Annotated in this window: 9 protein-coding genes; 4 read left to right on the top strand and 5 right to left on the bottom strand. The window is 71.3% G+C overall.

From position 1 onward, the window contains the following. Positions 1-34: 34 nt before the first annotated feature. The gene (locus DDJ31_RS33140; protein ID WP_127176724.1) at positions 35-1,105 is read right to left on the bottom strand and encodes an ATP-dependent DNA ligase; all 1,071 of its coding nucleotides are present in this window, start codon (positions 1,103-1,105) and stop codon (positions 35-37) included. A 161-nt stretch (positions 1,106-1,266) separates the two neighbouring features. Between DDJ31_RS33140 and ligD the strand changes: the two genes are divergently transcribed. After that, the gene (gene ligD / locus DDJ31_RS33145) at positions 1,267-2,283 is read left to right on the top strand and encodes a non-homologous end-joining DNA ligase (RefSeq protein ID WP_127176723.1); all 1,017 of its coding nucleotides are present in this window, start codon (positions 1,267-1,269) and stop codon (positions 2,281-2,283) included. 8 nt (positions 2,284-2,291) lie between these two features. Here ligD and DDJ31_RS33150 read toward each other — a convergent pair whose 3' ends face one another. Together DDJ31_RS33150 and DDJ31_RS33155 are read right to left on the bottom strand one after the other, a co-directional pair. Further along, entirely contained in the window at positions 2,292-4,490 is a 2,199-nt protein-coding gene (locus DDJ31_RS33150; RefSeq protein WP_127176722.1) for an OmpL47-type beta-barrel domain-containing protein, read from the bottom strand. After that, positions 4,490-6,979 carry a ThuA domain-containing protein gene (locus DDJ31_RS33155; protein ID WP_171480935.1) on the bottom strand — a complete coding sequence of 830 codons (2,490 nt, stop codon included), beginning with the start codon at positions 6,977-6,979 and terminating at the stop codon, positions 4,490-4,492. The genes DDJ31_RS33150 and DDJ31_RS33155 overlap by 1 nt, the downstream gene beginning before the upstream one ends. A gap of 187 nt (positions 6,980-7,166) precedes the next feature. Here DDJ31_RS33155 and DDJ31_RS33160 point away from each other — a divergent pair, with 187 nt between their 5' ends. After that, positions 7,167-8,264: a multicopper oxidase domain-containing protein gene (locus DDJ31_RS33160; RefSeq protein ID WP_127176721.1), complete on the top strand. Its 1,098-nt coding sequence runs from the start codon at positions 7,167-7,169 to the stop codon at positions 8,262-8,264. A 309-nt stretch (positions 8,265-8,573) separates the two neighbouring features. Beyond that, positions 8,574-9,743: a LacI family DNA-binding transcriptional regulator gene (locus DDJ31_RS33165; protein WP_127176720.1), complete on the top strand. Its 1,170-nt coding sequence runs from the start codon at positions 8,574-8,576 to the stop codon at positions 9,741-9,743. Between the two features lie 185 nt (positions 9,744-9,928). Here DDJ31_RS33165 and DDJ31_RS33170 read toward each other — a convergent pair whose 3' ends face one another. Continuing rightward, positions 9,929-10,720 carry a VOC family protein gene (locus DDJ31_RS33170; RefSeq protein WP_127176719.1) on the bottom strand — a complete coding sequence of 264 codons (792 nt, stop codon included), beginning with the start codon at positions 10,718-10,720 and terminating at the stop codon, positions 9,929-9,931. Between the two features lie 198 nt (positions 10,721-10,918). On the opposite strand from DDJ31_RS33170, the gene DDJ31_RS33175 reads away from it, so the two are divergent. Continuing rightward, the gene (locus DDJ31_RS33175) at positions 10,919-11,164 is read left to right on the top strand and encodes a WhiB family transcriptional regulator (RefSeq protein ID WP_127176718.1); all 246 of its coding nucleotides are present in this window, start codon (positions 10,919-10,921) and stop codon (positions 11,162-11,164) included. A 61-nt stretch (positions 11,165-11,225) separates the two neighbouring features. Here the strand turns inward: DDJ31_RS33175 and DDJ31_RS33180 are convergent, their stop codons facing one another. Continuing rightward, the gene (locus DDJ31_RS33180) at positions 11,226-12,197 is read right to left on the bottom strand and encodes an acyl-ACP desaturase (RefSeq protein WP_127176717.1); all 972 of its coding nucleotides are present in this window, start codon (positions 12,195-12,197) and stop codon (positions 11,226-11,228) included. Between the last annotated feature and the right edge of the window lie 130 nt (positions 12,198-12,327).

The raw sequence follows: 12,327 nt of genomic DNA on the forward strand, positions 1-12,327 counted from the left end.
CCGTCGGCTGTTCAGCTTCAGGCGGGCCCGCGCGTCACTCCGCCGTTCCCAGGATCTCCGCGAGGTCGTAGCCGACCGGCTCCTCCAACTGCGCGTAGGTGCAGCTCTCCGGGGCGCGGTCCGGGCGCCAGCGGCGGAAGCGGGTGGTGTGCCTGAACCGCGCGCCGTTCTCCAGATGGTCGTACGCCACCTCGGCCACCCGCTCCGGTCTGAGCGGCACCCAGGACAGGTCCTTCTTGCCCGACCAGCGGCTCGGGGCGCCGGGCAGCCTGGCCGTCTCGTGCGCCGCCTCCTCGGACCAGGCCGCCCACGGATGCCCGCCGACGTCGTCCATGCGCAGCGGCTCCAGCTCCGCCACCAGCTCCGCGCGCCGCGCCATCGTGAACGCGGCCGACACCCCCACATGCTGGAGGACGCCCCGGTCGTCGTAGAGGCCGAGCAGCAGCGACCCCACCACCGGTCCGCTCTTGTGCGGCCGGTAGCCCGCCACCACGACGTCCGCCGTCCGCTCGTGCTTGACCTTGAACATGGCCCGCTGGTCCTGGAGATAGGGCAGGGCGAGCGGTTTGGCGACGACGCCGTCGAGGCCGGCGCCCTCGTACCGCTCGAACCAGCCCCGCGCGACGTCGATGTCGGTGGTCGCGGGTGCCAGATGCACCGGCGCCGACACCCCCGACAGCGCCCTGGCCAGCAGCGCCCGCCGGTCGGTCAGCGGCACGTCGAGGACCGAGGCGTCGGCCAGCGCCAGCAGGTCGAAGGCCACGAACGACGACGGGTTCCGCTCGGCGAGCGTCCGCACCCGGGAGTCCGCCGGGTGGATGCGCTCGGTCAGCGCGTCGAAGTCGAGCCGCCCCTCCCGGGCGATCACGATCTCGCCGTCCACCACGCAGCGCTCGGGCAGCCGCTCCCGCAAGGCCGCGACCAGCTCGGGAAAGTACCTGGTCAGGGGCTTGCCGGTGCGGCTGCCCAGGACGATGTCGGCGCCGTCGCGGAACACGATCGCCCGGAACCCGTCCCACTTCGCCTCGTACTGCATGCCCGGCGGGATCGTCGCCACCGACTTGGCGAGCATCGGCTTCACGGGCGGCATCACCGGGAGATCCATATATCGACTCTAGGAGCCGCCAGGTGCGGTTGCCTGTCGAGTACCGCCGCTCGGCGCTTGCCGCTTGCCGCCCGCCGCCGCCTGGCGCCTTCCGCCGCCCTTCGCACGTCGCCCGCCGCCGCGCACATGCGCCGTACCGCCGCCGGTCCTACCGTGGCCGCATGGGCGAAGCGGTGGAACTCGAAGCGGGCGGGCGCACCGTCCGGCTGTCCAGTCCGGGCAAGGTCTTCTTCCCCGAGCGCGGATTCACCAAGCTGGACCTCGCCCGGTACTACATCGCCGTCGGCCCCGGCATCCTGCGCGCCCTGCGCGAGCGCCCCACCACCCTGGAGCGGTACCCGGAGGGGGTCACCGGCGAGAACTTCTTCCAGAAGCGGGCGCCGAAGAACATGCCCGACTGGATCCCCACCGCCCACATCACCTTCCCCAGCGGACGCAGCGCCGACGAGATGTGCCCCACCGAGGAGGCCGCCGTCCTGTGGGCCGCCCAGTTCGGCACCCTCACCTTCCACCCGTGGCCGGTACGCCGAGGCGACGTCGACCACCCCGACGAACTGCGCATCGACCTCGACCCGCAGCCAGGCACCGACTACGACGACGCCGTCCGCGCCGCCCACGAACTCCGTTCCGTCCTGCACGAGTTCGGCGGTCTGCGCGGATGGCCCAAGACCTCGGGCGGCCGGGGCCTGCATGTCTTCGTGCCGATCGAGCCGCGCTGGACCTTCACCCAGGTGCGCCGCGCGGCCATCGCCGTGGCCCGGGAGCTGGAGCGCCGGATGCCGGACCGGGTGACGACCAAGTGGTGGAAGGAGGAACGCGGCGAGCGCATTTTCGTCGACTACAACCAGACCGCGAGGGACCGCACCATCGCCTCCGCCTACTCGGTGCGGCCGCGCCCGCACGCCCCGGTCTCGGCGCCGCTGCGCTGGGAGGAGGTCGGGGACGCCCGTCCCCGCGACTTCGACCTCGCGACGATGCCGGCGCGGTTCGCCGAACTCGGCGACGTGCACGCCGACATGGACGACCACGCCTTCTCGCTCGACGCCCTGCTCGACCTCGCCCGCCGCGACGAGCACGACCACGGCCTCGGCGACCTGCCGTACCCGCCCGAGTACCCCAAGATGCCGGGGGAACCCAAGCGGGTACAGCCGAGCCGCGCCAGGAAGGACAACTCCTAGCTCCGCTCCTACAGTTCCTTGACGCGGATGTCCCGGTACGACACCACGTCACCGACGCTGTGCACCTGGAGTCCGAGATAGCCGGAGGCGAAGCGGCGGCCGTCGGTGCCCGGGTCGTCGCCGCGCGGCGGGCTGAACTCCTGGCCGCCGCTGTTCTCGAACTCGTTGATCAGCACGCCGTTGCGGTAGACCGAGTAGTGCTGGTCGACCACCCGGATCTCGTAGTCGTTCCAGGTCCCCTTCTGGGTGACACCGGCCCCCGCGAGCCCCACCCGGTCGAAGCCGTAGATCGAACCCGTCTTGTACAGGTCGCCGTCGGGCCGGTCGAACACCTGAACCTCGTGCCCGTACTTGATGGCGACCCACTCGGGCCGCGACTCCTCGGGGTGCCCGTGCACCCACGGGAACCGGGTGAGCACACCGGAGTTGGCGTTGCCGTCGCCCGGGGCGTCGTCCCGCCACTGGAGCCGCAGCGAGAAGTCGCCGTACTTGCGCTGCGGGAACCAGAGCATGCCGAGGCCGTCGGAGGTGGTGCCGCTGGTCATCGAGCCGTCGCCGTTCAGCGCGAACGAACCGCCGCCCACCTGCTGCCAGTCGGCGAAGGACGCCGCGCTGCCGTCGAAGAGGGTGCGGTAGCCGTCGTTCTGGCCGGGCTTGCCGATGCCGGACTGCCTGGCCGCCTTCTGGACGGCGTCCGACTCACGCCGGTCGACCACGCCCTCCTTGAACAGCGCGTCGAGGACCGTCCCGACGTGCTTGAGGAACAGCGCGTGCGACGTCCACTCCTTCTCGTCCTCGATCAACTCGTTGATCCGGCACCGGTTGTTGGTCACCCGGTTCGGGACGCCCGTGTCGACCGTGCCGACGATCACCGTCAACCGCTCGTCGAACTCCGGGCAGTTGGGCGCGGGTACCCCGCCTCCGGCCACCACCGTGAAGCTCACGGTGCGCGGAGCGGAGGTGTTGCCCGCCTGGTCGCTCGCCCGGTAGGCCACCGTGTGCGGGCCGACCCGGTCGACGACCACGGGGGCGGAGTACGCCAGATAGGGGCCGCCGTCGAGCGAGTAGGTGATGCCCGCGACCCCCGAACCGCCCTCGTCGGTGGCGCTGACGGTGACCTTGGCGTTGCCCACGTACGCGCCGTCGGAGTTCCGGGTGCCGGTCACGCTGACGCCCGTCACCGGTGGCGTGGTGTCCTGCGCGGGCGGCGCGACGACGGTGAAGGTGACGCTCTTCTCCGCCGACACGTTGCCCGCCTTGTCGGTGGCCCGGTAGCGCACGGTGTGGACGCCGACCTGATGCACCATCACCGGCGCGGCGTACGGCTGCCAGCCGCCGGAACCGAGCGCGTACTCCACGGAGTTGACCCCGGACCCGGTGTCGGAGGCCGACACCGTGACCGTCGCCATGTCCAGGTACTCCCCGGCCGCGTTGCGCTCCCCGCTCACGGTCGCCGAGGTCTCCGGCGGCGCCGTGTCGTCGGACGGCGGGGCGACGACGGTGAAGGCGACGCTCTTCTCCGCCGACACGTTGCCCGCCCTGTCGGCCGCCCGGTAGCGGACCGTGTGGTCACCGACGGTGTCGACCAGGACCGGCGTGGTGTACGGCTGCCAGACGTCCGCGTCCCCGACGGCGTACTCGACGCGGTCGACGCCCGAGCCGCCCTCGTCGGTCGCGGTGATCGCCACGCTCGCCGAACCGACGTACTGGCCCTGCGCGTTCTGGTTGCCGCGCACCTCGGCTGAGGTCGCGGGCGCGGTGGTGTCCTCGCCGCCCGGCTCGGTCACCACCAGGACGCCCTGCATCTGCCCGTGGCCCGGGATCGTGCAGTGGTAGAAGTAGCGGCCCGGCGTGAGGGTGACCTCGGCGGTGTGCCGGCCGCCCAGGTCGTCGAACGGGTTGGCGAGGATGTTCAGTTGGACGTCGCCGTTGAACTCCGGGTCGGTCGTCGCGAACGTCAACGTGTGCGGCATACCGGTGGTGTTGCCGGTCGCCGTGCTGTTCTCGAAGACGATCGTGGCCCGGCCCGCGACCGCGGTCGTCGGCGCCGAACCGTACGTCGTGATGTCGTCGCCCGCCGTCCAGGTCAGCACCTGCTCGGCGGCCCGCGCCCCGCGCTCGGCCGGGCCCGCGCCCGCCGCGGCCGGCAGCCCGAGCACCATCAGCAGCGCCGCCAGCAGGGCGGTCAGGGCTCTGTGCCGTCCCATCACTGTCCTCCCCTCGCCAACTGGCCTGCGGCCGGGGTCGGTTCGCCGCCCCGGTAGGTGACGCGCCACAGCGCCGACTTGGCGTCCGAGTTGAAGAAGCCGCGTCCGTAGTCGAGGACGTACAGGGCGCCGTCAGGACCGAACTTCCAGTCCATGAGGTTCTTGATGCCGTCGTTGCCGATCGGCACGATCTTCTTCAGCGACTCCGAGTGGACCGGGAGTCCGCCGTCGCCCTGGGTCTTCGGGTCGGTGATCACCGCGTTGCGCGGCTGGTCGGCGTCGTAGAAGTCGCCGACGAACCACTTGCCGTCCCAGTAGGCGGGCCACTTGGCCGCACTCGTGCTCGCCTGGTCGTACCGGTAGACAGGCCCGTTCATCGCGGCCTGCCCGCCGCCCTTGAGCCACGGCAGCAGATAGCTGGCCTCCTCCTGCTTGTAGGAGGGCACGCCGGCCGCGTCGCGCGGGTAGTCGGGCGCTCCGCCCTGGGGCGAGTACCAGATGTTGTTGCCCGTCACCGGCGGCAGGTTCATCAGACCGTCGTTGTTCGGCGACTCGTTCTTCGGACGGTCGCAGTCGTACCAGCCGAGCGGCTTCGTCGGATCGGGCAGGTTGCGGTCGCGGTAGGGCTGCTTGTTGCCCATGCAGTACGGCCAACCCCGGTTGCTCGCCCTGGTGATGACGGCGAACGTGTCGTACTTGGCCGGACCCCAGGTCGTCGAGGGCGCCCCCGCGTCCGGTCCGACCCAGCCCGCGTAGAGGACGTCCGTGGTGCGGTCGACGAAGATGCGCGCCGGGTTGCGCACACCCATCACGTAGATCTCGCCACGGGTCTTGCCGCCGCCCTCGTCGGTCTCCCGGCCCGTGAACAGGTTCCCCTCCGGCAGGGTGTATGTGCCGTCGGGCTCCGGATGGACGCGCAGGATCTTCCCGTTGAGGTTGTTGGTGTTGCCCGCCGTGCGGCGCGCGTCGGCGAACGAGACGCCCTTGTAGTTCGGCGCCGGGTTGTTGCCCGAGTAACCGTCGCTGAAACCGCTGGAGTTGTTGTCGCCGGTCGCGATGTACAGGTTGCCCTTCGAGTCCCAGGCCATCCCGCCGCCCGCGTGGCAGCAACTGTGCACCTGCACGGGCCACTTCAGCAGCACCTTCTCGCTGCCCAGGTCCAGCTTGCCGGTGGCCCGGTCCAGCGTGAAGCGGGAGACGCGCCGCTCGGCGATCCGCCGGTCCCGGTCGAGACCCGCGTGCGGGGTGTAGTGCAGGTACACCCAGCCGTTCTGCTCGAAGCGCGGGTCCAGCTCGATCCCGAGCAACCCCTCCTCGACCTTGACGAGTTCGTCGCCGCCGCCCTTGTTGCCGAAGACGCTCAACTCGCCCGCGAGCGTCACCTTCCGGGTCCTCGGGTCCCAGATGTGGATCTGCCCCTTGCCCTTGCCGACGTCCGGGTCGTTCCAGTCGGTGACCACGGGCTGCGAGGAGTCGGCGCCGCCCCTGCCGATGTAGAGGACGCGTCCGTCGGGCGCGGTGACCAGCCCGTGCGGCTCCCCGATCTGGTCGTTGCGTCCTGGCTGGTTGGGCTCGGTCAGCCGCTCCGCCGCGTAGTTGCCGGTGATGGTGGCCTTGCAGTCGGCCCGCACCAGCCTGCTGGTCCACAGCAGCGCACCGCGCAGATGGGCCCGGAAGTCGGTCTCGTCGTAGGACGACACCGTGCCGCCCATCCCGGTGTAGAAGGACCGTCCGCCGTCGTAGTCACGACACCAACTCACCGGATGGTCGGCGCCGTTGGCGCTCGCGCCCGGCTGGTACGTCGACTCCCGCACCCGGGCCACCGTGTGCACGTCGCCCGACGGGTTCTTCACCCAGTTCGGCCACACGTCGGACCGCTTCCACTGCACCGGCAGATCCTTGGTCGCCGGATGCCGCCGGTCACCCACCTCGACGACCGCGCGCTGCGTGTTCGTCGGGCCTGACGCGGCGGGCCGGGCACCGATCAGACCGGTGAACCAGTCCGAGTACGGCTCCGCGCGCGCCGCGTCATGGACGCCGACGAACCCGCCGCCCGCCTCCATGTACGCCTCGAGACCGGCCTCCTGCTCCGGGTCGAGGACGTCCCCGCCACCGGTCAGGAACACGATCGCGTTGAACCGTCCGAGCCGTGTCGCGTCGGTGAAGACGGACGCGTCGCCGGTGGCCACCACGTCGAAACGCTGCTCGGCGGGCCCGCTCACCCCGATCCGCTCGATCGCCTCGATCCCGGCGTTCACCACCGGCGACTCCTCGCCGGCCGCGGCGGAGCCGTAGAAGATCAGCACCCGTACGTTCGCGCCGCCCGGCGGCGACTTGATGGACATCGTTGTCGACGACGGCAGCGGCGCGGGCCGCGCGCTCGCGGCCGGACCCGACAGCAGCCCCGCGGCCACGACCCCGGCCGTCACGGTGGCCGCCCAGATCCGTCGTCGCCCGGCTCTCCTCGTTCTCAACCCTCGTAAGTGCATGGGCACCTCCCCGGTCACAGCGAACGCAAAGGAAGCTAGACGGCTTTGCCCGGTCCGCCAATACCTATGACCGCGATGGCACGAACTTTGTCCTGAGTGTGGATAAACGATTGCGGTGCCGGTACCGTCGCACGGGTTCGTCACCGGCACGTCTGCGCAAAGTCCTTACCAGTGTGGGGAGTTACGCATGGACAGACGCGGCTTCAACCGACGGGTGCTGCTCGGCGGAGCGGCCGTCGCGACCTCGTTGTCCCTCGCGCCGGAGGCCGCCCGCGCGGCCGGACCGGTACGGACCGCACCGGCCGGGGGAGAGGTCCGACGCATCAGGCTGTACGCCGAGAAGCTCCCCGACGGGCAGTTGGGCTACGGCTTCGAGAAGGGCAGGGCCACCGTCCCCGGACCGCTCATCGAACTCAACGAGGGCGACACTCTGCACGTCGAGTTCGAGAACACCCTGGACACCGCCGTCAGCCTGCACGTCCACGGGCTCGACTACGAGATCACCAGCGACGGAACGAAGCTGAACAAGAGCGACGTGGAGCCGGGCGGCACCCGCGTCTACACCTGGCGCACCCATCTGTCGGGCCGCCGCGCCGACGGCACCTGGCGGGCGGGCAGCGCGGGCTACTGGCACTACCACGACCATGTCGTCGGCACCGAACACGGCACCGGCGGCATCCGCAAGGGCCTCTACGGAGCGGTGATCGTGCGCCGCAAGGGAGACGTCCTGCCGGACCGCACCCACACGGTCGTCTTCAACGACATGACGATCAACAACCGGCCCGCGCACTCGGGGCCCGACTTCGAGGCCACGGTCGGCGACCGCGTCGAGTTCGTGATGATCACTCACGGCGAGTACTACCACACCTTCCACCTGCACGGTCACCGCTGGGCCGACAACCGCACCGGCACACTGACCGGACCGGACGACCCCAGCCAGGTCGTGGACAACAAGATCGTCGGCCCGGCGGACTCGTTCGGCTTCCAGGTGATCGCGGGGGAGGGCGTCGGAGCCGGCGCCTGGATGTACCACTGCCATGTGCAGAGCCACTCCGACATGGGGATGGTCGGCCTCTTCCTGGTGAAGAAGCCGGACGGCACGATCCCGGGCTACGAACCCCACCACCCGCGGACCGCGCACGTGACGGGCGGGGACGGTGGGTCGGACGGGGCGGCCGGGTCGGACGGCGCGGAAAAGGTGGACGGTGCGGCTGTGGCGGGCAGTGCGGACGGGTCAGGTGGTGAAAGCGTGGCGGGCGGGACAGGCGGGTCCCACCACCACTGACGGAGCGGCCGGCCACGACCGACGAGCGGACCGGCCATCACGGGCGAGCGGACCGGCCACCACCGAGGAGCGGACCGGCCACCCCGCACGGTGGAACGGCCTCGGCCGACGGTGCACCGGCCGTCGCCGACGGCGGTTCCGGCCGCTCCCGACGGCGGGAGCAACCCACCCGTGCGCCACCGCTCGCGGCGCGGGACCCGCCACCGCCGACAGGTCCGAGACTCGCCGCCGCACCCGCCCGAGAGCGCTCTCACCTGCCCACTCGCCCGAGTTATCCTGATCGGCACCCCGCCGATGAGGAGACCCGAAGTGACCGACGCAGCGCCGCGCCCCACATTGGAGGCCGTGGCCGCCCGTGCCGGGGTGTCCCGGGCCACCGCCTCCCGAGTGGTCAACGGCGGGGACGGGGTCAGGGAACCCCTCGTGGAACGCGTCCGGCGCGCGGTCGAGGAACTCGGGTACGTGCCCAACCAGGCGGCCCGCAGTCTGGTGACCCGGCGCCACGACGCCGTCGCCGTGGTCATCGCCGAACCGGAGACCAGGGTCTTCGCCGACCCTTTCTTCGCCCTGCAACTGCGGGGCATCAGCAAGGAGTTGACCGCCCACGACAACCAGCTCGTGCTGCTGCTCACCGAGGGCCGCGACGACCACGCCCGGGTCGGCCGCTATCTCGCGGGCGGGCACGTCGACGGCGCGCTCGTCTTCTCGCTGCACCTCGACGACCCGCTGCCCGGCCTGATCCGGAGGGCCGGCGTACCGACGGTGTTCGGCGGCCGCCCGGACTGGAGCGACGACGACGCCGGCAGCGACGGAGACGGCGATGACCGGCTCCGGGTCCGCGCGGCCGAGGGCGAGGGCGTGAACGGCGCCGGCCGGATCGGCGGCCGGGAGGGCGGAGGCCGTCCGAGCGACCTCGGTGGCGTGATGTACGTCGACAGCGACAACCGCGACGGTGCCCGTACCGCCGTGCGCCATCTCGTCGGCCTCGGCCGCACCCGCGTCGCGCACATCACCGGGCCGCTGGACCAGACGTCGGCGGCGGACCGGCTCGACGGCTTCCGGGACGTCCGGGTCGACGTCGATCCACGGCTGATCGAGGAGAGCGACTTCACCCCGGCCGGGGGCGAGCGGGCCATGCGCGAGCTGCTCGACCGGCGTCCCGACCTGAACGCCGTCTTCGCCGCCAACGACCTCAGCGCGGCGGGCGCCCTGCGGGTACTGCGCGAGCGGGGGCTGCGGGTGCCGGAGGACGTGGCCGTGATCGGCTTCGACGACATGCTGCCGGTCGCCGACCAGACCGACCCGCCGCTGACGACGGTCCGCCAGGACATCGAGGAGATGGGCCGGCTGATGGCCCGGCTGCTGCTGAGCCGCCTCGACCAACGCGCCGCGCCCACGACCGCCACGGCCGCGGCGGACAAGGACGCGCCCACGGGCGTGGTCCTGCCGACGACACTGGTCCGCCGCGCGTCGGCATAGCGGGCGAGCCGCCGTCCGGCCACCCCGACGGCACGGTCAGGCGCACCCGCTCGGCAGGCCGGCCCCCGAAGCCGAAGCCGCAGCGGAAGCCGAAGCCGAAGCGGAACCGCAGCCGCAGCCTCAGCCGAACGTGCAGCCCCTAGCTGTACCCGTAGCCTCCTAGCCTCCTAGCCCCGTGTCCCCGCTCAGCCGCCCGGCCGCTCGCTCCTGATCACCGCGAACCTGGCGCCGTACGGATCGGCCAGCTTGGCGATGCGGCCCACGCCCGGGAGGTCCGTCGCGGGTGCTCTGACCGTCCCGCCCAGGTTCCGTGTGTCGGCGACGACGACGTCCGTGTCGGCGACCTCGAAGTACGGCAGCCAGTACGGGTGCGACCCGGCCTCCACCGGATCGGCGGCCAGCGGCACGATGCCGCCGAACATCGCCTCCTCACCGGCGCCCGCGGCGTTGACGCAGGTGTAGGTGCCGCCGGGGAACGGCACCGCGGCCGTCTCAAGACTCAGCACCGCGCGGTAGAACGCCGCGGCCGCCGCGATGTCCGGGGTGTACAGCTCGACCCAGGACAGCGCGCCCGGTTCGTTCGCCACGTCGAGCCCCTTGATCAGGCCGGGCTGCCAGATGCCGAACGGCACCCCCGCCTGGTCGGCGAGGACGGCCAGGTGGCCCTGGCCCATCACGTCCATGGGCGGGGCGAGGACCCGGCCGTGCGCCTCCTCGGCCGCCTTGGCCGTGGCCTCCGCGTCCGGGCTCTGGAAATAGACGGTCCAGGCGGGCGGCCCCTGCTCCGGGGTCGTCCCCATGGCTCCGGCCGCCGTCCTGCCGTCCAGCTGGAGGAAGCCGTAGCCGCCCGCGTCGGGTCCGGCGGACTGGAAGCGCCAGCCGAAGAGGGCGCCGTAGAAGGAAAGAGCGCCGTCGAGGTCGGTCGAGGTCACATCGAGCCAGTTCGGTGCGCCGTCGACGAAACGGGTGGTGAGCATGATCGCCCTCCTTCGGGAAGGTCCCGTCCTGTGCACTCACGAGTCTTCCACCGCCCACTGACAAGCGCGGCCCGAGCACCGCGCGCCGCCGTGCGCGCATGCCGTGCCCGGGGCACCATGCGGGTGGCCGGAGGCCCCGGAGGAGGGCGTTGATCGGGCGTTGATCGAACGTTTCGCGTCGCGCGGCACGATGAGGTCATGCAGCTCGAGACGATCACGCCGGCCGCGCCGGCCTGGCAGGCACAGGCCCTCTGCGCGCAGACCGGAGCGGAATTCTTCTTCCCCGAACCCGGCAGCTCGGTACGCGAGGCGAAGCGCATCTGCGGCATGTGCGAGATGCGGCCCGCCTGCCTCGACTACGCCCTCGCCCACGACGAACGCTTCGGCGTCTGGGGCGGGCTCTCCGAGAAGGAGAGACTGGAGATCCGGCGCACTTCCCGCTAGCACACGCCTGTGGGGCGTGCCGATGTCTCGGCACGCCCCACAGGCGTCGTACGGGGCCGGGTCAGGCGCGGCGTGCCGCCATCCGGGCCTTGCGGGCCGCGAGCTTCTCGTCGAACTTGGACGCCTCCGCGTCGAGGCCGCCCATGTACAGGCCGAGTTCCTCCTGCGCCTGGACGCCCTCGGGGCCGAGGCCGTCGATCTCCAGGACCTTCAGGAAGCGCAGGACCGGCTGGATGACGTCGTCGTGGTGGATGCGCAGGTTGTAGACCTCGCCGATCGCCATCTGCGCGGCGGCCCGCTCGAAGCCGGGCATGCCGTGGCCGGGCATCCGGAACTGCACGACGACGTCACGGACCGCCTGCATGGTGAGGTCGGGGGCCAGCTCGAACGCGGCCTTCAGGAGGTTGCGGTAGAAGACCATGTGGAGGTTCTCGTCGGTCGCGATCCGGGCCAGCATGCGGTCGCAGACCGGGTCGCCCGACTGGTGGCCGGTGTTGCGGTGCGAGATGCGGGTGGCCAGCTCCTGGAAGGCGACGTAGGCGACCGAGTGCAGCATCGAGTGCCGGTTGTCGGACTCGAAGCCCTCGCTCATGTGGGCCATCCGGAACTCTTCGAGCTTGTCCGGGTCCACCGCGCGCGTGGCGAGCAGGTAGTCGCGCATGACGATGCCGTGCCGGCCCTCCTCGGCCGTCCAGCGGTGCACCCAGGTGCCCCAGGCGCCGTCGCGCCCGAAGAGGGAGGCGATCTCGTGGTGGTAGCTCGGCAGGTTGTCCTCGGTGAGGAGGTTGACGACCAGGGCGATCTTGCCGATCTCGGTGACCGGGGACTGCTCCTTGCTCCAGGCCTCGCCGTCGTCGAAGAACTTGGGGAAGTTGCGGCCGTCGCTCCACGGCACGTAGTCGTGCGGCATCCAGTCCTTGGTGACCGCGAGGTGCCGGTTGAGTTCCTTCTCGACCACTTCTTCCAGGGCGTACAGAAGCCGGGCATCGGTCCAGCCGGCCGGACTGCCGAGGTGGGGAGAAGTTATCGTCACGGAAACTCCAGGGGGACGCGCAACAGCGGGGGAACGGGGATCACCGGCGAGCGGTGCCGGCAACCTACGGAATCGTAGGCTACGAAACCGTAGGTTACGTTGCCGTAGGTTAAGAGCGGTGTAAAGAGCC

This window comes from Streptomyces griseoviridis (genome assembly GCF_005222485.1).
Classification (GTDB): Bacteria; Actinomycetota; Actinomycetes; order Streptomycetales; family Streptomycetaceae; genus Streptomyces; species Streptomyces hintoniae.

Bases quoted from the DNA above. Each gene is read 5' to 3' on its own strand.
- DDJ31_RS33140 (WP_127176724.1), bottom strand. From the start codon at position 1,105: ATGGATCTCCCGGTGATGCCGCCCGTGAAGCCGATGCTCGCCAAGTCG.
- ligD (WP_127176723.1), top strand. From the start codon at position 1,267: ATGGGCGAAGCGGTGGAACTCGAAGCGGGCGGGCGCACCGTCCGGCTG.
- DDJ31_RS33155 (WP_171480935.1), bottom strand. From the start codon at position 6,979: ATGCACTTACGAGGGTTGAGAACGAGGAGAGCCGGGCGACGACGGATC.
- DDJ31_RS33160 (WP_127176721.1), top strand. From the start codon at position 7,167: ATGGACAGACGCGGCTTCAACCGACGGGTGCTGCTCGGCGGAGCGGCC.
- DDJ31_RS33170 (WP_127176719.1), bottom strand. From the start codon at position 10,720: ATGCTCACCACCCGTTTCGTCGACGGCGCACCGAACTGGCTCGATGTG.
- DDJ31_RS33150 (WP_127176722.1), bottom strand. From the start codon at position 4,490: ATGGGACGGCACAGAGCCCTGACCGCCCTGCTGGCGGCGCTGCTGATG.
- DDJ31_RS33175 (WP_127176718.1), top strand. From the start codon at position 10,919: ATGCAGCTCGAGACGATCACGCCGGCCGCGCCGGCCTGGCAGGCACAG.